This window comes from Paenarthrobacter nitroguajacolicus, assembly GCF_031455195.1.
Lineage (GTDB): Bacteria > Actinomycetota > Actinomycetes > Actinomycetales > Micrococcaceae > Arthrobacter > Arthrobacter nitroguajacolicus_D.
On record NZ_JAVDSH010000001.1, the window covers coordinates 786,312 to 807,673 of the forward strand.

Consider the following 21,362-nt stretch of genomic DNA (forward strand, 5'->3'; position numbering starts at 1 on the left):
GAGTAAAAGAAACGTTCCTGCCGGCGCTATAAGACCGCTATCGCCCGGTCGGTGGGGGCGACCGGTGCCGGGAGAATGGTGCTTCCCATCAGGAACTTGTCCACTGCGGCCGCGCATGCACGGCCTTCCGCAATGGCCCACACAATCAGTGACTGGCCACGTCCGGCATCGCCGGCAACGAACACACCCTCGGTGTTCGTCATGTAGTAGCCGTCGCGGGCAACGTTGCCCCGACCGTCGAACTCTGCGCTGACCTGTTCTGTGATCCCTGCCGGCTCAGCGCCGGTGAAGCCAAGGCTCAAGAACACAAGGTCAGCAGGAATAACCCGCTCAGTACCGGCCTTGGGCAGGCGTTTGCCGTCCACGAACTCGGTTTCAGCAACCTTGACGCCGGTGAGCTTGCCGTTTTCTCCGACAAATTCAACGGTGGATGCAAGGTAAGTACGTTCGCCGCCTTCTTCGTGGGCGCTGGCGACCTCGAAAAGGGTGGGGAAGGTTGGCCAGGGCTGGTGGAGGGCACGTTCCGACGGCGGCTGCTTGCCGATCGCGAGCGTGGTCACCGACGCTGCCTGGTGGCGGTGGGCGGTACCGATGCAGTCAGCACCCGTATCGCCACCACCCAGGATGACGACGTGCTTGCCACGGGCGTCGATGTGGTTCTCGGGCTTCTCCCCCGCGACGGCCCGGTTCGACGGAACCAGGTAGTCCATGGCGAAGTGCACGCCCTCGAGCTCACGGCCCGGGATGGGAAGATCACGCGGAACGGTAGCCCCGGTGGCGACAACAACGGCGTCGTAACGGCGCCGCAGCTGCTCCCAGGTGACGTCCGTACCGACGGCGACGCCGGTCCGGAAGCGCGTGCCTTCGGCCTTCATCTGCTCCAGGCGGCGGTCAACCTGTTCCTTCTCCATTTTGAAGTCGGGGATGCCGTAGCGGAGCAGGCCACCGATCTTGTCATCGCGCTCGTAAACGGCAACGGTGTGGCCCACCCGCGTCAGCTGCTGCGCGACTGCCAGGCCCGCGGGACCGGAACCAACAACGGCCACCGTCTTGCCGGTGAGGCGTGTCGGCGGAAGCGGCTGGACCCAGTCGTTCTCAAAGGCCTGGTCGATGATCGAGACCTCAACCTGCTTGATGGTGACGGCGGGCTGGTTGATCCCCAGCACGCACGACGCCTCACAGGGCGCCGGACACAGGCGGCCCGTGAACTCCGGGAAGTTGTTCGTGGCGTGAAGGCGCTCAATCGCTTCTTCACCCTTGTCGCGCCACACGAGGTCGTTCCACTCAGGAATCAAGTTACCCAAAGGGCAGCCCTGGTGGCAGAACGGAACGCCACAGTCCATGCAGCGACCGGCCTGGCTCTTCAGGACGCCCTTTTCCTGAGCTTCGTACACCTCTTTCCAGTCCATGATGCGGACGGGAACGGGACGGCGTGGCTGCGTTTCGCGCTGCCGGACTTTCAGAAATCCGCGTGGATCAGCCACCGGTTACCTCCAGGATTCGGGACCATACTTCTTCACCATCGGGGTCAAGGCCCTCTTCGATGGCGTCGAGACGGGTCTGCAGGACTGCGGCGTAGTCGCGCGGCAGTACTTTGGTGATGCGGGCGGCGGTGTCGTCGAAGTTCTCGAGCAGACGGCCGGCCAGGACGGATTCGGTTTCCTCGACGTGCTTGGTGAGCAGGCCGTGGACAATGTCGCGGTCCTCGGCGTCGAGCTCCAGGAGTTGGAGCTCACCGGTATCGAGGGCCATCTTGTTGACGCGCTCAGGCTGGAGGTCCAGGACATAGGCGGTACCACCGGACATGCCGGCGCCGAAGTTGCGGCCAGTCCGGCCGATGATCAACGTCTGGCCACCGGTCATGTACTCGCAACCGTGGTCGCCAATACCTTCCACGACTGCGGTCGCACCGGAGTTGCGGACCAGGAAGCGTTCGCCCACCTGGCCACGCAGGAACATCTCGCCACTGGTGGCACCGTAACCGATGACGTTGCCGGCAATGACGTTCCGTTCGGCCTGGAACACGTTGGTCCTGTCCGGGCGAACGATGATGCGTCCACCGGAAAGGCCCTTGCCAACGTAGTCATTGGAATCGCCGAACATGCGCAGCGTGATACCGGCGGGCAGGAACGCGCCGAGTGACTGGCCCGCGGTGCCGTTGAGCGTGACGTCGATGGTATCGGTCGCCAGCACATCGACGCCGAACGTCTTGGTCACCACGTGGCCGAGCATCGTACCCACGGAACGGTCCGTGTTGATGACGTCCAAGGTGATCTTGACGGGCATACGGTCGCTGAGTGCTTCCTGTGCCATGGTGATCAACCGCTGGTCGAAGTGCTTGTCCAGCTCGTGGTTCTGGCCGGTCATGTTGCGCAGCGGCACGTCGTCGTCGAACTCCAGCCCGTGCAGGATCGGGTCCAGGTCCAGCCCTTCGGCCTTCCAGTGGTTGATCGCTTCGCGGGTGTCCAGTACCTCGGCGTGGCCGATGGCCTCTTCCAGGCTTCGGAAACCAAGCTCGGCAAGGATTTCGCGGACCTCTTCTGCGAGGAACTCGAAGAAGTTGACCACGAACTCGGGCTTGCCGTTGAACCGCGAACGGAGTTCGGGGTTCTGCGTGGCAACGCCAACAGGACAGGTGTCCAGGTGGCAGACGCGCATCATGATGCAGCCGGAAACCACCAGCGGGGCGGTCGCAAAGCCGTACTCCTCGCCACCCAACAGGGCAGCAATAACGACGTCGCGGCCGGTCTTGAGCTGGCCATCAACCTGAACCACCACGCGGTCGCGGAGACCGTTGAGCATAAGGGTCTGCTGGGTTTCGGCAAGGCCGAGTTCCCACGGCACGCCCGCGTGCTTCAGCGAGTTCAGCGGCGAGGCGCCGGTACCGCCGTCGTGACCTGAAACAAGCACGACGTCGGCCTTCGCCTTGGTAACGCCGGACGCCACCGTGCCGATCCCGACTTCCGAAACAAGCTTGACGTGTACCCGTGCGGAGGGATTCGCTCGCTTGGCATCATAGATGAGCTGCGCGAGGTCTTCGATCGAGTAGATGTCGTGGTGCGGGGGCGGGGAAATAAGTCCCACGCCGGGAGTGGAGTGACGCGTCCGGGCTACCCACGGGTAGACCTTCTGTGCCATCAGCTGGCCACCTTCGCCAGGCTTGGCACCTTGGGCCATCTTGATCTGGATGTCTTCGGCGTTGGTCAAGTACAGGCTGGTCACACCGAAACGGCCGGACGCGATCTGCTTGATCGCCGAACGGCGTTCCGGATCGAGCAGGCGGTCAACGTCCTCGCCACCTTCACCGGTGTTGGACTTTCCGCCGAGCCGGTTCATGGCGATGGCCAGGGTCTCGTGCGCTTCCTTGGAGATGGAGCCGTAGCTCATGGCCCCGGTGGAGAAACGCTTGACGATGCTGGAGACCGGCTCGACTTCTTCGAGCGGGACCGCCGGACGGACGCCGTCCTTGAACTTGAGGAGCCCGCGAAGGGTCATCAGGTTTTCGGACTGGTCATCGATGCCCTTGGTGTAGGACTTGAAGATGTCGTAGCGGCGTTCGCGGGTTGCGTGCTGCAGGCGGAACACCGTCTCCGGGTTGAAGAGGTGCGGTTCGCCGTCGCGGCGCCACTGGTACTCGCCACCACCAAGCAGCGGCTGGTGCGGGTGCTCGATGCCGCCCTCCGGGTACGCCATCTGGTGGCGTGCCGAAACCTCTGCGGCGATGACGTCCAGGCCCACGCCACCCAGCTGGGAGTGGGTGCCGGAGAAGAACTCATCCACAAGTTCCTGGGACAGGCCCAGGGCCTCAAAGGTTTGTGCGCCCGTGTAGGAAGCCACCGTGGAGATGCCCATCTTGGACATGATCTTCAGGACACCCTTGCCGAGGCCCTTGATGAGGTTGTAGACGCCGTCTTCAGGCGTGACGCCAACGACGTCGCCGTTGGAGATCAGCTGTTCCACCGATTCCATGGCCAGGTACGGGTTCACAGCCGACGCGCCGTAGCCGATCAGCACAGCCACGTGGTGCGTCTCGCGGACGTCGCCGGCCTCGACCACCAGGGCGGTCTTGGTGCGGTTGGCGCTGCGAAGCAGGTGGTGGTGGACAGCGCTGACAAGGAGCAGCGACGGAATCGGCGCCCACTGGGCGTTCGAGTCACGGTCGGACAGCACGACGTACTGCACGCCGCGGTTGATCGCACCGGAAACCTGCTCGCAGATTTCGGTCAGGCGGGCACGGAGGGCCGCTTCCCCGCCCTCGGGGCGGTACAGGCCGCGGACCTTCATGGCGATGCGGTCGCCGTCGGGCGTTTCAATGTTGGCGATCTTGGCGAGCTGATCGTTATTGATCACCGGGAACGGCAGCGAAATCTGCGGCTGGCGGACCTGCTTGCCATCCAACAGGTTGCCGTTCGGGCCGATGGCACACTTCAGTGAGGTGACCAGTTCCTCGCGGATGGCGTCCAGCGGCGGGTTGGTGACCTGGGCGAACGACTGCACAAAGTAGTCGAACAACAGCCGCGGTCGCTTGGAGAGCACGGCGACTGGCGTGTCCGAACCCATGGCACCAAGCGGCTCGGCACCAGTGCGGGCCATCGGACCAAGCAGGATCTTCAGCTCTTCGGTGGTGTAGCCAAAGGTGCGCTGGCGGATGTTCACCGATGCCGCGGTGTGGAGCACATGCTCGCGCTCGGGGAGCTCGTTGATGTCGATCAAGTTGTCCTTGAGCCACTCGGCCCACGGATTGGCCGCAGCAACTTCCGCCTTGACCTCGGCGTCGTCGATGATGCGGCCGGCTTCGGTGTCCACCAGGAACATCTTGCCGGGAGCAACGCGGCCCTTCTTGACCACGTTGGAGGGCTCTACCTCGATCACGCCAACCTCGGAGGCGAAGATGACCAGGCCGTCTTCGGTGATCCAGTAACGTCCGGGGCGCAGTCCGTTGCGGTCCAAGGTTGCGCCGACCAGGCTGCCGTCGGTGAACGACACAGCTGCCGGACCATCCCACGGCTCCATGAGCAGGGAGTGGTACTCGTAGAAGGCACGGCGGGCCGGATCCATGGTGGCGTGGTTCTCCCAGGCCTCCGGGATCATCATCATGATGGAGTGCGTGATGGGGCGGCCGGAGAGCCAGAGGAGCTCCGCCACTTCATCGAAGGAGGCCGAGTCCGAGGCACCCGGGGTGCAGATCGGGTACAACTCTTCAGGCACGGAGCCCAGGAGGGGGCTGGCCAGCTGCGACTGGCGGGCACGCATCCAGTTGCGGTTGCCCTTGACCGTGTTGATTTCGCCGTTGTGGGCGATGGTGCGGAACGGCTGCGCCAGGGGCCACGACGGGAACGTGTTGGTGGAGAAGCGCGAGTGCACGATCGCAAGCTTGGTCTTGAAGCGCTTGTCCGAAAGGTCCGGATAGAAGGGCTCGAGCTGCGCGGTGGTGAGCATGCCCTTGTAAACGATGGTGCGCGAGGACAGTGAGGGGAAGTAGACGCCGAACTTGTTCTGCGCCCGCTTACGGATACGCCAAGCACGGGAGTCCAGCTCATTGTGTTCGAGCTGCTCACCGTTGGCCGAGGCAAAGAACGGCTGCGAGAAGTACGGCATGCACGCACGCGCCATAGCACCGACGAGGTCGGCAACCACGGGAACCTCACGCCAGCCGAGGACTGTCAGGCCCTCGTCAGCGGCGAGTGCCTCGATACCGGCCTTCGCGTTATCGGCTTCGCGGGATTCGGCCGGGAGGAAGGCGGTGCCCACCACGTATTGACCTGGGGCAGGCAGTTCAAATTCGGCAACGGCCCGGAAGAACTCGTCCGGCACCTGCATGAGCAGGCCCGCACCGTCCCCGGTGCCTTCATCGGCGCCAACAGCACCGCGGTGTTCGAGATTGCGGAGGGCGGTCAGTGCCGCCTCCACGATGTCGTATCCCGGTTCCCCGCGGAGCGTGGCAATAATTGCCAGGCCGCAGGCGTCCTTCTCCTTATCAGGGTTGTAAAGACCCTGGGCCTCCGGGAGCGCAGCAAAGCGCTTGAACGGAGACATGGCACCCTGAGGTTCGATATTTTCGGACCAACCGGGGTTATGAAGATGGGTCATGGGAGACGTCCTTCCTCGAGATCGTGCGTATGGAAGGGACAACGTTGGCCCCACCTTGCCTACCCTGTGACGGGCATAACAAAGCGCTAGTACTTGGAATTGTAGGCCAGCCGATCCAGCGCAACGAACAGTTACGCAGACCTCTGGCCCCGGCTTGACCAGTGAACATCGGTATGCTGCGATCCGGTTTCCGGGGTGCCACGACGCTGTGGACTGGGCCCTACGAGCGGTGACTCTGTTGCCCCTTTACCGACGGCGACTACTTGGTGTCGTCTGCCTTCGGCGAGGATCCGGGGGCCTTCCTTACGGCAGTTGCGGCAGATGTAGCATCCGCGGCGGACGTGGTGTCCTTGGCGGAGTGCCCTGCAGCATCCTGCGGCTCGTCAACGTGGCCCGGATCGCTTTGGTTATCACGGAGATTATCACGCGAACCAGTATCTGAGACAGATGCGTCCACATCATGACTGGTGACGCTCGTCACCGTGGCAGGTTCCTTTTCGACTACCTCTTCGGGTTCCCGGCCCTTCAAATAGGGCGTGTCCGGCACCGGCCGACCGCGACGGCCAAGGGCAACGAAAATGAGCAGCGCCGCGATGAAGACAAAAATGCTGGTCCAGACATTGAGCCTGGTGGTGAGGCCAAAGAGGGTGATCTGTTCTGCATCGTCAATCCGGAGGGCTTCGATCCACACCCGGCCAAGTGTGTAGTAGACGGCGTACAGCCAGAACAGGCGACCCCAGCGGAAGTGGAACTTCCTGTCGAGCATCAGCAGGATGCCGACGCCAAGGAGGTTCCACAGCAACTCGTAAAGGAATGTCGGGTGGAAGAGCGTGTCTGCTGGCATGCCGGCCGGGAAGTTGGCATTGGCAGGATCGATCTGGAGTCCCCACGGGAGGGTGGTCGGCGCACCGAAAAGCTCCTGGTTGAACCAGTTGCCCAGGCGGCCGATGGCTTGGGCCAAAAGAAGACCGGGAGCTGCTGTGTCCAGGAAGGCCGTCAGTTTGACCCCAGCGCGACGGCAGCCGATCCAGGCGCCCACGGCACCGAGGATCACGGCACCCCAGATCCCAAGCCCGCCACGTTGAATCTGCGGAATCAACGAAAGGTCGCCAGTACCGTCAAACCCGGGGCCGAAGTAGGCGTCGGGCGACGAGAACACATGGTAGAGACGGCCGCCGATAATGCCGAACGGGATGGCCCAAATGGCGATATCCCACAGGCTCCCTTCGGGCGCGCCGCGCTGCTTCCAGCGTGCCGAAGTCAGCCAGAGGCCAACGATGATGCCCGCAAGGATGCACAGGGCGTAAGCGTGGATACGCAACGTCCCCCACGGCAGCGGAATGTCGAAACCGGACCACGAAGGGCTCGGGATACTCAGTGGGACCATTGCCGCTGCGTGAAGGACGGTCTGCATTCGCTTCGCTGTTTCCTTTTCCTAGGCTTCTGCAGCCGCGCGGCCCAAGCCGGCGCTGAGGTTCTTGGTGAGTTGCCCGACGGCGTCCACGCCGCCGTCGCGTAGTGCCGCCACCAGCGCGGTACCGACGATGACGCCGTCCGCGTAGGCAGCAATCTCGCGGACGTGGTCCGGGTTGGAGACCCCGAGACCCACGCATACCCGCTCGGCACCTGCCGCGTGGGCGTGCGCCACGACATCCTCCGCGCTGCTGCTGACGGACTGCCGCGTTCCCGTGACCCCCATGATGGAGACCGCGTAAACGAAGCCGCGGCTTGCCTTGACGGTCATGTCCAGGCGTTCGGGCGTGGACGATGGCGCAACAAGGAACACCCGGTCGAGGCCGTACTTGTCGGAGGCTTCGAACCATTCGGATGCTTCGTCCGGGATGAGGTCCGGCGTGATGAGCCCGGCTCCCCCTGCTTCGGCCAGGCGGCGGGAAAACTCGTCGACGCCCATGCGCATGACCGGGTTCCAGTACGTCATCACCAGGACGGCGGCGTCGGTGGCGGCGGTAATGCCAGCTACGACGTCGAACACGTTGGCAACACGGAAGCCGTTGGAGATCGCTTCGGTGGTGGCGGCCTGGATGACCGGGCCGTCCATCACAGGATCAGAGTAAGGAATGCCGATTTCGATGAGGTCGGCGCCGTTGCGGGCCAGTGCGATGCCGGCCTCGATGCTTTCCTGCACCGTCGGGTAGCCGGCGGGAAGGTAGCCCACCAAGGCCGCGCGGCCTTCGGCTTTGGCGCGGTCGATGGCGGCAGCCGATTTGCTGGGGAATTGTTCAGTCATCAGTTCTGGTCCTCGTTTGCGTCCGCAGCGGCTTCGGCGGCCCGTTCGCTGGGTCCCTTCGGCTTACGCGTGGACAGGGTGGTGCCCTTGACGTGCCCTTCCTCATCCAGCATGTTGAACCAGGCAGCGGCCGTTTCCACGTCCTTATCACCACGTCCGGACAGGTTGACGATCACCGTCACCTCGGACGGGTTGTCCTTGCCTTCGGTGAGGCGCTGGCCGATTTTGATGGCGCCAGCCAAGGCATGCGAGGACTCAATGGCCGGGATAATGCCCTCGGTCCGGCACAGGAGGCTGAAAGCGTCCATTGCTTCGGTGTCGGTGATGGCTTCGTACGTCACGCGGCCAATGTCCGCCAGGTAGGAGTGCTCCGGGCCGACGCTCGGGTAGTCCAGGCCGGCTGAGATGGAGTGGGACTCGATGGTCTGGCCGTCTTCGTCCTGCATAAGGTACGAACGGGCTCCGTGGAGCACTCCGGGACGACCCAGCGAGATGGCTGCGGCGTGACGGCCGGTCTCTACGCCTTCACCACCGGCCTCAAAACCGTAGATCTTCACTGATGCGTCATCAAGGAACGCATGGAACAGGCCGATGGCGTTCGAGCCGCCGCCGATACATGCAGCGATGGCGTCGGGAAGTTTGCCTGTTTGCTCAAGGATCTGGCTGCGGGCCTCGTCACCGATGACCTCGTGGAAGTAGCGGACCATGGCAGGGAACGGGTGCGCCCCGGCGGCCGTACCCAGCAGGTAGTGGGTGTGCTCCACGTTCGAAACCCAGTCACGAAGGGCGTCGTTGATGGCGTCCTTCAGCGTCTGGGAACCGTTGGTCACGGGAACTACGGTGGCACCGAGCAACTGCATACGGGCCACATTCAGTGCCTGGCGGCGGCAGTCCTCGGCCCCCATGTACACCACGCATTCAAGGCCCAGCAAGGCCGCGGCAGTAGCGCTGGCAACACCGTGCTGCCCAGCGCCGGTCTCGGCAATGACACGGGTCTTGCCCATGCGCTTGGCGAGCAATGCCTGGCCAAGGACGTTGTTGATCTTGTGGGAACCCGTGTGGTTGAGGTCCTCGCGCTTAAGGAAAATCCGGGCCCCGCCCGCGTGCTGGGAGAACCGCTTGGCCTCGGTCAGCAGCGACGGCCGGCCCGAGTAGTTCTTGTTCAGGTCCTTCAGCTCCGCGATGAAGTCGGGGTCAGCCTTGGCCTTCTCAAAGGTGTCCTGGACTTCGTCGAGGGCGGCGATGAGAGACTCGGGCATCCAGCGTCCGCCGTAGCTGCCAAAGTAGGGCCCCGATGCGTTGCGCAGCGAAGGGCCACCTTGCAGGAATGCGTCAGCCACATTCTCTTCTGAGCCGGCTGTTGGCACGTCGACCATCAGTCTCACCGTCCTGTTCCAGTTAGTTCATTGGGTAGTTCCACTTGCCACAAGGCAGCCGCGGGCTCACGCCCGGGCTGCCCTATGACTGTTCGCCGTGATTCAGTGACTGCCTCAGTTTCTGACGGCGATGGCGGCAGCTCCCGCTGCCTTGAATTCAGTGATGCGTTCGCGCGGCGTGGAGTCGCTGACCAGCGCCTCCCCCACCAGGATGGCGTTGGCGCCACCCGCTGCGTAGTGCGAGACGTCGTCGGCGTTCCTGACCCCTGACTCGGCGACAATGACGGCCTCGGCCGGAATCAAACCGGCCAGCGATCCGAAAACCGAGCGGTCGACGTCGAGCGTCTTAAGGTTGCGGACGTTGATGCCAATAATCTTGGCCTGGGCCGCGACCGCGCGCTCGATTTCTTTCTCGGTGTGCGTTTCCACCAGCACGTTCATGCCGAGTTCGTGGCTGAGCGCACTGAACTCTGCGAGTTCGGAGTCGGACAGTGCTGCAACGATGAGCAGGATGAGGTCGGCGCCGTGGGCACGGGCTTCCCAGATCTGGTACTCGTCAACAGTAAAGTCTTTGCGAAGCAAGGGAGTCCCGACGGCGGCACGCACGGAATCGAGGTCGGCCAGCGAACCGCCGAAACGGCGCTGTTCGGTGAGGACGCTGATGACGGAAGCTCCGCCGTCGGCGTACTGGACCGCAAGGGACGCAGGATCCGCGATGGGAGCCAGATCGCCTTTTGAAGGGCTGCGGCGCTTGATTTCTGCGATGACTTTGAGGTCGTTGCGAACAGAGGAGGCGCCTCCGAGGGCAGCCCACGCGTCACGTGCCGGAGCTGCGCCGGCAGCACGTTCCTTTAGCTCCAGAAGGGAGACGTGACGGCGACGGCCGTCCATGTCCTCCTTGACGCCAACAATGATGTCATCAAGAACGGTCACGATTAGTGGCCGTTGTTCTGCAGCTTGCTGCCACCAACTCCATAGCCCGCACGGCGCATTACCAAGCCCACGATGAGGCCGATGACCATGACAACCAGGCCGCCGACGAAGATCGGGGTGCTGGCAATCACGAAAGCGATGGAGGAAATCAGGGCACCGACCAGCATCACAATCACGCAGGTCCAGGCAGCCGGGCTATTACCGTGGCCGATGGCGTCAGAGTGGCTCGCCATCTTGGATTCAGCTTGGTTTGCGGACACTGTGGTTTTGCTCATGTGAAATCTCCTCAGGATGAATACTGCTTACATTCTGCCATTTATTGACGGCGGCCGGGACATCGTCCGACGCCAGGACCGGCCACGGCGCCTATGTTGCGCCGCGCCGGCCCGAAAGACTGTTTGATGGCCGACTACGTGGGATCTTCACCCCGTGAGAGGCTGTCCCAGCTGTCGATCTCGTCCACCGGCCCGTTGCCGCCCTGCGGACCGCCAGCTCGGGCATCGTACTTGGTCCTGGACTTCCAGTGGCGTCCGGCTGCCGGCAATACCGCAGCGCAGACCGCCAGGAGCGCGCCCGCCACGATAGCCAGGATAGGGAATGCCGTGGCGGTGACGCTGGCCTGCCCACCTGAGATGCCCGTGGCGGCAGCGATGGAACCCTGGGCGGCGCCAAGCGGATCCACCACCACGGTGATGGCGGCCAGGATAATGCCCACCGCGGACAGTCCAATAATGGCGGCGATGACCCAGCGCGCGATCTTCCCGGCGATGGACGCAGCCAAGCCGCCTGCCAAAGCAACAAGGGCCAAGGCGGTCACGGCAGTAGCCGCCTTGTTTCCTTGGACGTGGAGGTTGCTGTTGGAAGCTCCGTTCGGGTCCAGTTGGACCTCGATCCAGGTCTGCGTCGTGGCGCCAAAAACCAGGAGGGCAAGGACCGTCATGGCCAGGACCAAAGTCGATTTACGCGCCCAGCGGGGTGTTGTCGCGGCGGACGACGCTGCCGATTCAGTGCTCATGGTGCCGGAGTCCCGCCGTCGGCGTTTTCAGTGTCCCGCACAGAGTCGCCCGAGATGTTCTGCAGCGATCCGGCCGTGTGGACGGCCCGCAGGGGCGCCGCCGCCTTATTCACTGTCTCCAGCGCTTCGGAGGGTTTGTGCGAATCCGCCACGATCCCGCCGCCAGCCTGTACGTAGGCACGTCCTTCGCGGAGCAGGGCTGAACGGATGGCGATGGCCATATCCATGTCACCGGCAAAGTCCAGGTAGCCTACGACGCCACCGTAGATGCCGCGCCGGTGCGGTTCCAGTTCGTCCAGGAGGCGCAATGCACGCGGCTTGGGGGCGCCGGAGAGCGTACCCGCCGGGAACGTGGCCTTGAGGACGTCGTATGCCTTGGCGTGCGGAGCAAGCTCACCCACCACCGTGGACACCAGGTGCATGATGTGGCTGAACCGCTCCACTTCCATGAACTGCGTGACATCCACCGTGCCCGCCACGCACACCTTGGAGAGGTCGTTCCGCGAAAGGTCAACCAGCATCAGGTGCTCGGAGCGTTCCTTCTCGTCTGCCAACAGTTCGGCAGCCAGCGCCTTGTCCGCCTCAACCGTCTTGCCCCGGGGACGCGAGCCGGCGATCGGGTGGGTGATGACTTCCTCACCGGTCACCGTCACCAGGGCCTCGGGCGAGGAACCCACGATCGAGTACTCGCGGCCGTCAGCATCCTCAAGGCTGAAGAGGTACATGTACGGGCTGGGATTGGTATTGCGCAGGACACGGTAGACGTCCAGGGGGTCGGCCGCGCATTCCATCTCGAACCGACGGGAGATCACCACCTGGAAGACTTCGCCGTCAATGATCGCTTCCTTGCCGCGGTCGATCGCTTCCAGGTACCGGGCTTCATCCCACCGTTCCTGCACGCTGGACGCGAAGTCCAAGGCGGCTGTTTCCAGCACGGAGACGGGCTGGGCCACAGGAGTGCTGATCTGGTCCAGCAAGCCTTTCACCCGTGCCACGGCGTCGTGCCAGGCGTCGTCCACCCTCTCGGAGCTGTCGTCAAAGTTAATGGCGTTGGCAATGAGGAGCACTGTTCCATCCACATTGTCGTGGACGGCCATGTCGGTAACGAGGTTCAGAGCCATCTCCGGCAACTGCAGGTCATCCTCCGGTGGGGAGGTCAGCCGCTCCCAGTGGCGCACGGCCTCCCAGCCGAGGAAACCCACCAGGCCGGACGTGAAAGGAGGCAAGCCGTCAAAGCGGTCCGTCTGGAGCGCAGCGATGGTGTCGCGGACCGCTTCCACCGGGTTACCGGAGACCGGCACGCCAACGGGCGGTTCGCCGATCCAGTGGGCCTGGCCGTCCTTAGTGGTCAGGGTGGCCCGGGATTTGGACCCAATGAAGGAGTAGCGGGACCAGGAGCCGCCGACTGCTGCGGATTCCAGCAGGAACGTCCCGGGCTGGCCCTTGGCCAGCTTCCGGTACAAGCCAATGGGGGTCTCGGCGTCGGCCAGGACCTTGAGTCGGACGGGTATGACACGGCTGTGGACGGCGAGTTCGCGGAACTCTTCCAGGCCCGGGCTGATGATTCCAAGGTCCTGCATGGCTATTTTCTCCGCCTTTTGGTCTGAGGTGGTGCGTCAGTGGAAAGTGGTGGGTGCCTTAGTCGCGGTGACCCGTAACGACGCTGAGGTCGCGGCCGTCGAAGCACGTCCGGGTACCGGTGTGGCAGGCTGCGCCGATCTGGTCCACGCGGACCAGGAGGGCGTCGCCGTCGCAGTCAAGGGCGACTGACTTCACGAACTGAACGTGTCCGGAAGTGTCGCCCTTGCGCCAGTACTCCTGCCGGGAACGGGAGTAGAACGTGACGCGCCCAGTTGTCATGGTGCGGTGCAGTGCCTCGTCGTCCATCCAGCCGAGCATGAGGACCTCGTGGGTGTCGTGCTGCTGGACGATGGCGGCTACCAGGCCAGCGGAATCGCGTTTGAGGGCGCTGGCGATCTCCTGCGGCAAGGGACCCGTGGGGTCGCTGGAAAGCTCCGCGGCGGGAGAGGGGCTGGGGGCGGACTGCTCTGACATCAAATCAAGTCTAGTGCCTTTGGGGAGAGCCGGATTCTGCGGCGGTTCCACTGCGCAAGAGCGCCCTGATCGTGCTAGTTTCACAAGTGATGCATTTCGTCGATCCTTCCCGAGAAGTACTGGCCGAGACCCTACTTGCGGCCGGCCCTGACTCCCCCACGCTCTGCGAAGGGTGGCAGACAAGGGATCTTGCTGCGCATTTGTATCTGCGCGAACGGAAGATCGCCGTAGGCCTGGGGCTGCTGATCCCCAGCCTTGGCAAGGCCTCCGAGAAGGCGACCTCCAACTTGGCCGCCAAACTGAAGAACTCCGACGCCTACGCCGAACTCGTAAAGACGTTCCGGGCGGGGCCGCCGGCCTTCTCCCCCTTGAAGATCAAGGCGCTGGACGAGACGTCAAACCTCATCGAATACTTCGTCCACACCGAGGACATTCGCCGCGCCGGGGACCGCTGGGCTCCTCGCGCCCTCGACGAGGCCTACTCTGACGCCCTCTGGGACGAACTCATCAAACGCGCCGCTTTCCTGTATCGCGGCGTAGACCTTGGAATCGTCCTGGTTCGGCCCACCGGCCCCCGGCACGTGGCCAAGCGCGCCCCTGTCTCCGTTGCCATCGTTGGCGAGCCAGGCGAACTCCTCATGCACGCCCACGGACGCACCAGCCAGGCCTTGGTCACCTTCGAAGGCCAGCCGGACGCCGTCGCGCTGTTGCAGTCAGCGGACATCGGCCTCTAAACGAACCGAGGGGTCACCTCCGGCCCATCCCGAAAGGGATGATGAGCCGGACGTGACCCCTCGCAGTTTAAGAACGCTAGCGGACCTCGAAACCGGCCTCGCGGATGGCGGCTTTCACCTGGGCAATCATGTCGTCCGGGCCGAAGTGGAAGACCGAGGCCGCCAGGACAGCATCCGCGCCCGCTTCCACCGCAGGCGGGAAGTGAGCGGGTTTCCCCGCGCCACCGGATGCAATGATCGGGATGTTCACCGCGGCACGGACCAGGCGTATCAGTTCGAGATCGAAGCCGTCCTTGGTGCCGTCCGCATCTATCGAGTTGAGCAGGATTTCACCTACGCCCCGATCTGCTGCCTCCTTAGCCCAGGCGATCGCGTCGATGCCGGTGCCGGTGCGGCCACCGTGGGTGGTCACTTCGAAACCGGACGACGTCGGAACGTCACCTTCGCGGGTACGGCGGGCGTCCACGGAGAGCACAAGGACCTGCGAACCGAAGTGCCGGGTGATCTCGTCGATGACGTCGGGCCTGGCCACGGCCGCGGTGTTGATGGAGGCTTTGTCCGCACCGAAGCGCAGGAGCTTGTCCACCTCCGCAACGCCACGGACGCCGCCGCCCACGGTCAGGGGAATGAAGACTTCCTCCGCGGTCCGGCGAACGACGTCGAACGTGGTTTCGCGGTTTCCCGATGAGGCCGTGACGTCGAGGAATGTCAGTTCGTCCGCCCCGCCATTGTCGTAACGGTGTGCCAGTTCCACGGGATCGCCGGCATCCCGGAGGCCCTCGAAGTTAACGCCTTTCACGACGCGACCGGCGTCGACGTCCAGGCAGGGAATGACGCGTACGGCTACAGCCATGTGCTGCTCCTAAATTCTGCTGGGCTCTGCTCGATGGATGCGGTAATCAGATCCGGCAGGCGTGGATGCTGCTGACCAGGATGGCGCGGGCGCCGAGGTCATAGAGCTCGTCCATGATGCGGTTGGTTTCCTTCTTGGGAACCATGGACCGCACGGCAACCCACTCAGAGTCACGCAACGGCGAAACCGTGGGCGATTCAAGTCCCGGAGTCAGTGCCGCGGCGTCCTCCACGAGGTCCTTACGGATGTCGTAGTCCATCAGCACGTACTGGCGTGCCACGAGGACGCCCTGCAGGCGCCGTATGAGGATGTCGATTTCCTTGGCGGTCCCGTTGGCGGCGCCACCCGAACCAGAGCGGCGGATCAGTACGGCTTCAGACTTCAGGATGGGATCACCGAAGATCTCCATGCCGGCTGCCTTGAGGGTATTGCCCGTTTCAACGACGTCGGCAATGGCGTCCGCGACGCCGAGGCGCACCGACGATTCCACGGCACCATCCAGGCGGACAACCGTGGCGTTCACGCCGCGCTCGGCGAGGTAGTCGCGCAGGAGGCCGTCGTAGCTGGTGGCCAGGCGCTTGCCTTCAAGCTGTTCGACGCCGGAGAAGTCACCAACGGGGCCGGCGAACCGGAAAGTGGACGGTGCAAAGCCCAGGGGAAGCAGTTCTTCGGCTTCGACCTTGGCGTCGAGCAGGAGGTCCCTTCCCGTGATGCCAACGTCCAACGTTCCCTGGCCGACGTACACAGCGATGTCGCGGGGACGGAGGAAGAAGAACTCGATGTCGTTGTCGGGGTCCACCATGACCAGTTCGCGGGAGTCGCGGCGCTGGCGGTAACCGGCCTCGGACAGCATTGCCGAGGCGGCTTCGGACAGGGATCCCTTGTTGGGGACTGCTACACGGAGCATTGGGGAGACTTTCTTTTTGGAATGGAGGTTTCAGGCACATCGGCCACGCAGCGGGCTCCGCGACGGGTGCGCGGAGTGGCGTGGCTAGAGATGCTTGTAAACGTCTTCCAGGCTGAGGCCCTTGGCGAGCATGAGGACCTGCAGGTGGTACAGCAACTGGGAGATTTCCTCCGCGGCGGCTGCGTCCGATTCGTACTCCGCGGCCATCCACACTTCGGCGGCCTCTTCGACCACTTTCTTGCCAATGCCGTGGATTCCGGAGTCCAGTTCGGCAACCGTGCGCGAACCTGCCGGGCGGGTCGCTGCTTTCTCACTCAGTTCTGCGAACAGCGTCTCGAAATTCTTCACGCCCTCCAGACTACTTGCTCGGGGGCTGTCACCGCTTGTTGGGGCGTTGCATGACGAAGGGGATGTGAGTGAAGACACACCCACATCCCCTCCAGTCCGCGGTTCTAGCTGTACTGCTTCAGCGTTACTGCCGTCGCGAGGGCTGCAGTTACTGCTTCGTGGCCCTTGTCCTCCTGCGAACCCGGCAGGCCGGCACGGTCCAGACCCTGCTGCTCCGTGTCGCAGGTGAGGACGCCGAAGCCTACCGGCACGCCGGTGCGGACGCTGACCTCGGTGAGTCCCGACGTCGCGGCCTGGCAGACGTAGTCGAAGTGCGGCGTTCCGCCGCGGATGACCACGCCGAGCGCCACAACGGCGTCAAAGTGCGGGGCGAGCCTGGCTGCTGCAACGGGAAGCTCGAAACTGCCCGGCACGCGCACCAGAGTGGGCTCTGCGATGCCGGCTTCCTTGGCGGCGCGGAGCGCACCGTCCACCAGTCCGTCCATGATCTGGGTGTGCCAGCTGGCCGCGACAATGGCGAGCCTGAGCTGCGAGGTTTCCTCGGGGTTGAGGGTGGTGAGGTCGATAGTGGGCGCGCCGTGTCCGCTCATGGTGTTCTGTGGATCCGTTCAGTCGTGGTTCTTGTCAATGGGTCGTGCTGCCGGGGTTTTGCCGTTGCTGACAGGCTCTACATCAAGGGCCAGCAGGTGGTCCATCCGGTCTTTTTTGGTCTGCAGGTACCGCAGGTTCTGTTCGCGGGATGGAACCTCGGTGGGAACCATCTCCACAACCGACACTCCGGCCTGGGCAAGGCGATTTTGCTTGTCGGGGTTGTTGCTCAGCAAGCGGACCTCGTGCAGGCCCATCTCGGCCAGGATCTGGCCTGCCGCACTGTAGGAGCGTGCATCCACCGGGAGGCCGAGCTGCTCGTTGGCCTCGACGGTATCGAAACCGGCTTCCTGAAGGGCATAGGCCTTGATCTTGTTGGCCAGCCCAATCCCGCGGCCTTCCTGCCCGCGCAGGTACAGCAGGGTGCCACCCTCAGCGTGGATGAGCTCCAAAGCGAAGGCGAGCTGCTCACCGCAGTCGCAACGGTAGGATCCGAACACGTCTCCGGTGAGGCACTCGGAATGCAGGCGCACCAGGGGTGCCTTGCCGCCCTTGGGCGGGTTCGGTGAACTCACGGCCAGGTGTTCATGACCCGTCTCATGATCGGTCCAGGCCTGGGCGATGAACTCGCCGAAAGCCGTAGGCAGCTGCACGATTGGCCCGCCGCTTACAGAAGGCGGAACGGGGTCCGTGTGGTCGCTGCTGCGTGTTGTCGATGCGGTCATCGCTTCTCCTCGTCTGCCTGTGAATGATGTGCCGTGCCGGACTCTGCCTTCCCAACATATGACACCAGGTCCTCAATGGAGATGAGGGGGCATCCATGCTCGGAGGCGAAGTCGCGCAGGCTGTCCAAGCGCATCATTTCACCGTCGTCATGTACCAACTCTGCGATCACACCCACCGGGGCAAGCCCGGCGAGACGACATAAGTCCACGGCAGCTTCCGTATGTCCCGGACGTTCACGCACTCCACCCTTAACGGCCCGCAGCGGGAAAATATGCCCGGGGCGGGTGATCGATGCGGGTGAGCTCCCCGGGTCAGCCAGGATCCGGGCGGTGAGGGCCCGGTCGGTGGCCGAAATGCCCGTGCTGACGCCGATCGCGGCGTCACACGAAACGGTGTAGGCCGTGCCCTTGGCGTCTTCGTTGATTTCCACCATGGGCGGCAGGATCAGGGCGTCGGCCCGCTCGCCTTCCAGTGGGACGCATATGACGCCCGATGAATACCTGATGGTCCAGCCCATGAGCGCGGGCGTGGCGTGTTGGGCGGCGAAGATGATGTCGCCTTCGTTCTCGCGGTCTTCGTTGTCCACCACGATGACCGCTTTGCCTGCTGCCATGGCAGCGACAGCAGCTTCCACCGGATCGAGGCCGGTGCGACGGTTCGCCGAGGTTCCGGAGTGAGTGGGGACGCTCATCGGGTACTCCCCTGCTGGGGCGCGAAGGACAACAGGCGTTCGGTGTACTTGGCGAGCACATCCACCTCCAGGTTGACGCGTCCACCCACGGGCTTGGCCCCGAGCCCCGTCTCCTCCAGCGTGGTGGGGATGAGTCCCACCTCGAACCATGGCGCGGTCTCCGCGGCTTCGCTGACGGCTGTCACCGTCAGTGAAACACCGTCGACGGCGATCGAGCCCTTCTCCGCGATGTACCGTGCCAACGGGGCAGGCACGCCGAAGCGAAGACGGTCCCAGTTGCCCAGCGCTTCACGCTCCACGAGTTCGCCGACGCCGTCCACGTGGCCTTGCACCACATGGCCGTCGAGGCGGCCGCCGGCAGGAACGCAGCGTTCCAGGTTCACTGTGTCCCCCGGTGACAGCTCACCGATGGTGGTGCGGACGAGGGTCTCCCCCATGACATCGACGCTGAAGTCCTGGCCGTCGATCCGTGTGGCGGTCAGGCACACCCCGTTGACGGCAATTGATCCGCCCAAGGGTAGGCCGTCGGTAGTGGTCGGTGCCTTCAAGCGCAGGGTCGCGCTGGCATCGCCTTCGTGCTCAATGCCCAGTACAGTGCCTTGTTCGGCAATGATTCCGGTAAACATCAGTGTCCTCCTGTGAGATATTCCGCAGCTTCACTGTGCAAAACTTTCTGCGGAACCGAATTCTTGCTGGTGGCGGCCCGGGTGGACCGCAGGTGGAGGCGAAGGTCATTGCCCAAAGTTCGGACAGCTCCGCCTCCGGCGTCGTCCCAGGACCAGTGCTGGGCGTCGGCCAAGGTGGTGATCCCCAGGTCATTGAGTGCGGCCGTTCCGGATCCAAGTAGGGTCGGCGCAAGGTAGATGATCAACTCATCCACCAGGCCGGCCGCCAGGAAGGTGCTGAGTATGCTCGAGCCACCCTCCACCATCACGTGCCGGGCGCCTTCGTCGAAGAGCCGCCCCAGGGCCTGGGCCGGATCCCTGGTGGGCAGGTGCACGAATCGTCCGTCGGTTCCCCGCACTGCGGCGTCGGCGGGAACGTCCCTGAGTCCCATGACTGCCCGCAGTGGCTGGAGTTGGGACAACTCCCCGTCCGGCGTGCGTGCCGTGAGCCGCGGGTTGTCGATCAGCACCGTTCCGGTGCCCACCAGGATCGCGTCGATCAACTCCCTCAAGCCATGGTTGTCTGCCAGTGATTCGGGGCTGGAGATCCATTGGCTGGTGCCGTCCACAGCCGCGATACGGCTGTCCAGTGTCTGCGCAATATGCAGGGTGACGAACGGACGCTTGGCGGCAACGGCTTCAAACCATTCCCGGTTCAGGTCCCGCGCCTCGCCGGCTGCAAGCCCTGAGTGGACTTCAACCCCGGCGGCCCGCAGCGTCCGGGCACCGCCGGCGGCTGGGTCGTGGGGATCGTCGACGGCGTAAACCACCTTGGCGATTCCGGCGGCGATGATGGCCTGTGCGCAGGGGCCGGTGCGGCCTTCGTGGTTGCAGGGCTCGAGGGTGACCACCATGGTGGTCCCGCTGGTGTCGATTCCCTGCCGACGGGCCTCAGAAATGGCGTCAGCTTCGGCGTGGGCCGTTCCGGCGCCACGATGATATCCGGTAGCAAGGTGCTCGCCTTCCGGACTGAGGATCACTGCACCCACCAGCGGGTTCGCCCCCCGTGGGCCGCGAAGCGCCGCAGCCAGTGCGGCCTCCATGGCTCCTTGTTCGGCGGCGCTGCTGGGTTCGGCGGCGCTGCTGGGTTCGGCGCTAATGCTGGGCATGTCCCGGTCATTCATCGGGCCGCTCCTACCGGGGCAGCCCCGGGGTGAACGAGGATCCGTTCGCGCTTCTCGGCCCGCCACCACACGAAGAATCCGGTGAGGGTGAAGAAGCCGTAGAACAGGTACATGACCGCGCTGGCGTAATAACCGGCGCTGAACAGCAGAGGCACGCCTACGATGTCCACTGCGACCCAGATGAGCCAGAATTCAGTCCATCCCCGGGCCATGCCGTAGGTAGCCAGCAGCGACCCCATGAAAGTCCAGGCATCGGCCCAGACCGGGGGGTACGAGCCGAGGGCGTCGAACAGCGGAGTCAACGCGGCGGTGCCTGCGATCATCGCACCGATCAGGGCAATGCGGACCTTGGTACTGGCCCAGCCGGGAACAATCGCCCGGCCCTGCGAGCTCGATTCGCGGCCTTGGCGCCACCGGTACCAGCCGTAGACGGCGACAGCGATGAACATGACCTGCCGCCCGGCCTGGCCCCACAGCGTTGCAGGGGCGGCAGCACCAAAAACGTTGCCGAGGAACACCGTGAGCAGAAGGATGTTGCCGACGATACCCATCGGCCATGCCCAGACTTTTCGGCGCATGCCGCCGAGGGCGCTGAGTAGCCCAAAAATGTTTCCTAGCACTTCGCGTAAGACAAGAGCAGATCCTCCAACGGGGATCTGTGCTTCGAAGAGCCATCGCAGTAAGTCCATGCCGTTCCTTCCCAGTAAGCCGCGATGACTCCGGGGGTGTACGACAGCGCAATGCCGGGCGTCACTGAAGGAACGCCCACGGCATGACTGTACGTGCTTCTCCCATCCAGACTTTAACTGTCGGTACCGGAATTTCACCGATTCAACCGTTCGCCGCCAAGCCCCAAATACCTTGGGTCCTGATGGCTTGCGGGTCGCGGACTATAACCGCCGGTTCGGACTTACACCGACCCCGGAGCACGTATGTGTGTTGTTATTCTGCCACAACTACAAAGAAGTCCAGGCTATTCCCAGCCATCTTCGTAACATCCGTGACGGCC

The 21,362-nt window shown here is 63.9% G+C and carries 20 protein-coding genes and 1 riboswitch; of the genes, 1 reads left to right on the forward strand and 19 read right to left on the reverse strand.

Annotated elements, in window-relative coordinates:
* Positions 1-26: 26 nt before the first annotated feature.
* From J2Y68_RS03600 to hisI, 10 genes are all read right to left on the reverse strand, one after another.
* A complete protein-coding gene (locus J2Y68_RS03600) occupies positions 27-1,484 on the reverse strand; it encodes a glutamate synthase subunit beta (protein WP_309989786.1) in 1,458 nt (485 codons plus the stop codon).
* The gene (gltB, locus tag J2Y68_RS03605; RefSeq protein WP_309989789.1) at positions 1,477-6,090 is read right to left on the reverse strand and encodes a glutamate synthase large subunit; all 4,614 of its coding nucleotides are present in this window, start codon (positions 6,088-6,090) and stop codon (positions 1,477-1,479) included. Before gltB ends, J2Y68_RS03600 begins: the two co-directional genes overlap by 8 nt.
* 259 nt (positions 6,091-6,349) lie before the next feature.
* The gene (gene lgt / locus J2Y68_RS03610; RefSeq protein WP_309989791.1) at positions 6,350-7,504 is read right to left on the reverse strand and encodes a prolipoprotein diacylglyceryl transferase; all 1,155 of its coding nucleotides are present in this window, start codon (positions 7,502-7,504) and stop codon (positions 6,350-6,352) included.
* Between the two features lie 21 nt (positions 7,505-7,525).
* Positions 7,526-8,338 carry a tryptophan synthase subunit alpha gene (trpA, locus tag J2Y68_RS03615; RefSeq protein WP_309989794.1) on the reverse strand — a complete coding sequence of 271 codons (813 nt, stop codon included), beginning with the start codon at positions 8,336-8,338 and terminating at the stop codon, positions 7,526-7,528.
* Positions 8,338-9,714 carry a tryptophan synthase subunit beta gene (gene trpB, locus J2Y68_RS03620; protein ID WP_309989797.1) on the reverse strand — a complete coding sequence of 459 codons (1,377 nt, stop codon included), beginning with the start codon at positions 9,712-9,714 and terminating at the stop codon, positions 8,338-8,340. Before trpB ends, trpA begins: the two co-directional genes overlap by 1 nt.
* A 114-nt stretch (positions 9,715-9,828) precedes the next feature.
* Positions 9,829-10,647, reverse strand: coding sequence for an indole-3-glycerol phosphate synthase TrpC (gene trpC / locus J2Y68_RS03625; RefSeq protein WP_309989800.1), 819 nt, complete (start codon positions 10,645-10,647; stop codon positions 9,829-9,831).
* 2 nt (positions 10,648-10,649) lie between these two features.
* Positions 10,650-10,922 carry an HGxxPAAW family protein gene (locus J2Y68_RS03630; protein WP_309989803.1) on the reverse strand — a complete coding sequence of 91 codons (273 nt, stop codon included), beginning with the start codon at positions 10,920-10,922 and terminating at the stop codon, positions 10,650-10,652.
* 134 nt (positions 10,923-11,056) lie between these two features.
* Positions 11,057-11,662 carry a Trp biosynthesis-associated membrane protein gene (locus J2Y68_RS03635; RefSeq protein WP_309989806.1) on the reverse strand — a complete coding sequence of 202 codons (606 nt, stop codon included), beginning with the start codon at positions 11,660-11,662 and terminating at the stop codon, positions 11,057-11,059.
* Positions 11,659-13,242 carry an anthranilate synthase component I gene (locus J2Y68_RS03640; RefSeq protein WP_309989809.1) on the reverse strand — a complete coding sequence of 528 codons (1,584 nt, stop codon included), beginning with the start codon at positions 13,240-13,242 and terminating at the stop codon, positions 11,659-11,661. Before J2Y68_RS03640 ends, J2Y68_RS03635 begins: the two co-directional genes overlap by 4 nt.
* 58 nt (positions 13,243-13,300) lie before the next feature.
* Positions 13,301-13,717: a phosphoribosyl-AMP cyclohydrolase gene (gene hisI / locus J2Y68_RS03645; protein ID WP_211714123.1), complete on the reverse strand. Its 417-nt coding sequence runs from the start codon at positions 13,715-13,717 to the stop codon at positions 13,301-13,303.
* A gap of 89 nt (positions 13,718-13,806) precedes the next feature.
* Here hisI and J2Y68_RS03650 point away from each other — a divergent pair, with 89 nt between their 5' ends.
* The gene (locus tag J2Y68_RS03650) at positions 13,807-14,451 is read left to right on the forward strand and encodes a TIGR03085 family metal-binding protein (RefSeq protein WP_309989813.1); all 645 of its coding nucleotides are present in this window, start codon (positions 13,807-13,809) and stop codon (positions 14,449-14,451) included.
* Positions 14,452-14,527: 76 nt separating this feature from the next.
* Here the strand turns inward: J2Y68_RS03650 and hisF are convergent, their stop codons facing one another.
* The 9 genes from hisF to pnuC all read right to left on the reverse strand — a co-directional run bounded on the left by hisF (position 14,528) and on the right by pnuC (position 21,042).
* Entirely contained in the window at positions 14,528-15,304 is a 777-nt protein-coding gene (hisF, locus tag J2Y68_RS03655; RefSeq protein WP_211714121.1) for an imidazole glycerol phosphate synthase subunit HisF, read from the reverse strand.
* Between the two features lie 46 nt (positions 15,305-15,350).
* Positions 15,351-16,211, reverse strand: coding sequence for an ATP phosphoribosyltransferase (gene hisG / locus J2Y68_RS03660; protein WP_167268925.1), 861 nt, complete (start codon positions 16,209-16,211; stop codon positions 15,351-15,353).
* Positions 16,212-16,295: 84 nt separating this feature from the next.
* Entirely contained in the window at positions 16,296-16,559 is a 264-nt protein-coding gene (locus J2Y68_RS03665; RefSeq protein ID WP_309989816.1) for a phosphoribosyl-ATP diphosphatase, read from the reverse strand.
* A gap of 104 nt (positions 16,560-16,663) precedes the next feature.
* The gene (gene ribH / locus J2Y68_RS03670; RefSeq protein ID WP_309989819.1) at positions 16,664-17,149 is read right to left on the reverse strand and encodes a 6,7-dimethyl-8-ribityllumazine synthase; all 486 of its coding nucleotides are present in this window, start codon (positions 17,147-17,149) and stop codon (positions 16,664-16,666) included.
* A gap of 18 nt (positions 17,150-17,167) precedes the next feature.
* The gene (gene ribA, locus J2Y68_RS03675; RefSeq protein ID WP_211714119.1) at positions 17,168-17,872 is read right to left on the reverse strand and encodes a GTP cyclohydrolase II; all 705 of its coding nucleotides are present in this window, start codon (positions 17,870-17,872) and stop codon (positions 17,168-17,170) included.
* A complete protein-coding gene (ribB, locus tag J2Y68_RS03680) occupies positions 17,869-18,564 on the reverse strand; it encodes a 3,4-dihydroxy-2-butanone-4-phosphate synthase (RefSeq protein WP_309989822.1) in 696 nt (231 codons plus the stop codon). The genes ribA and ribB overlap by 4 nt, the downstream gene beginning before the upstream one ends.
* On the reverse strand, positions 18,561-19,190 hold the full coding sequence (locus J2Y68_RS03685) for a riboflavin synthase (RefSeq protein WP_309989824.1): 630 nt from the start codon (positions 19,188-19,190) through the stop codon (positions 18,561-18,563). Before J2Y68_RS03685 ends, ribB begins: the two co-directional genes overlap by 4 nt.
* On the reverse strand, positions 19,190-20,338 hold the full coding sequence (ribD, locus tag J2Y68_RS03690) for a bifunctional diaminohydroxyphosphoribosylaminopyrimidine deaminase/5-amino-6-(5-phosphoribosylamino)uracil reductase RibD (RefSeq protein WP_309989829.1): 1,149 nt from the start codon (positions 20,336-20,338) through the stop codon (positions 19,190-19,192). The genes J2Y68_RS03685 and ribD overlap by 1 nt, the downstream gene beginning before the upstream one ends.
* Before the next feature lie 11 nt (positions 20,339-20,349).
* Entirely contained in the window at positions 20,350-21,042 is a 693-nt protein-coding gene (gene pnuC, locus J2Y68_RS03695; protein WP_309989832.1) for a nicotinamide riboside transporter PnuC, read from the reverse strand.
* A gap of 89 nt (positions 21,043-21,131) precedes the next feature.
* Positions 21,132-21,287: riboswitch (FMN riboswitch) on the reverse strand.
* Positions 21,288-21,362: the final 75 nt, after the last annotated feature.

Coding starts and splice junctions, on each gene's coding strand:
- gltB (WP_309989789.1), bottom strand. CDS start 6,090: ATGACCCATCTTCATAACCCCGGTTGGTCCGAAAATATCGAACCTCAG.
- lgt (WP_309989791.1), bottom strand. CDS start 7,504: ATGCAGACCGTCCTTCACGCAGCGGCAATGGTCCCACTGAGTATCCCG.
- trpA (WP_309989794.1), bottom strand. CDS start 8,338: ATGACTGAACAATTCCCCAGCAAATCGGCTGCCGCCATCGACCGCGCC.
- trpB (WP_309989797.1), bottom strand. CDS start 9,714: ATGGTCGACGTGCCAACAGCCGGCTCAGAAGAGAATGTGGCTGACGCA.
- J2Y68_RS03630 (WP_309989803.1), bottom strand. CDS start 10,922: ATGAGCAAAACCACAGTGTCCGCAAACCAAGCTGAATCCAAGATGGCG.
- J2Y68_RS03635 (WP_309989806.1), bottom strand. CDS start 11,662: ATGAGCACTGAATCGGCAGCGTCGTCCGCCGCGACAACACCCCGCTGG.
- J2Y68_RS03640 (WP_309989809.1), bottom strand. CDS start 13,242: ATGCAGGACCTTGGAATCATCAGCCCGGGCCTGGAAGAGTTCCGCGAA.
- hisI (WP_211714123.1), bottom strand. CDS start 13,717: ATGTCAGAGCAGTCCGCCCCCAGCCCCTCTCCCGCCGCGGAGCTTTCC.
- J2Y68_RS03650 (WP_309989813.1), top strand. CDS start 13,807: ATGCATTTCGTCGATCCTTCCCGAGAAGTACTGGCCGAGACCCTACTT.
- hisF (WP_211714121.1), bottom strand. CDS start 15,304: ATGGCTGTAGCCGTACGCGTCATTCCCTGCCTGGACGTCGACGCCGGT.
- hisG (WP_167268925.1), bottom strand. CDS start 16,211: ATGCTCCGTGTAGCAGTCCCCAACAAGGGATCCCTGTCCGAAGCCGCC.
- ribH (WP_309989819.1), bottom strand. CDS start 17,149: ATGAGCGGACACGGCGCGCCCACTATCGACCTCACCACCCTCAACCCC.
- ribA (WP_211714119.1), bottom strand. CDS start 17,872: ATGACCGCATCGACAACACGCAGCAGCGACCACACGGACCCCGTTCCG.
- ribB (WP_309989822.1), bottom strand. CDS start 18,564: ATGAGCGTCCCCACTCACTCCGGAACCTCGGCGAACCGTCGCACCGGC.
- J2Y68_RS03685 (WP_309989824.1), bottom strand. CDS start 19,190: ATGTTTACCGGAATCATTGCCGAACAAGGCACTGTACTGGGCATTGAG.
- ribD (WP_309989829.1), bottom strand. CDS start 20,338: ATGCCCAGCATTAGCGCCGAACCCAGCAGCGCCGCCGAACCCAGCAGC.
- pnuC (WP_309989832.1), bottom strand. CDS start 21,042: ATGGACTTACTGCGATGGCTCTTCGAAGCACAGATCCCCGTTGGAGGA.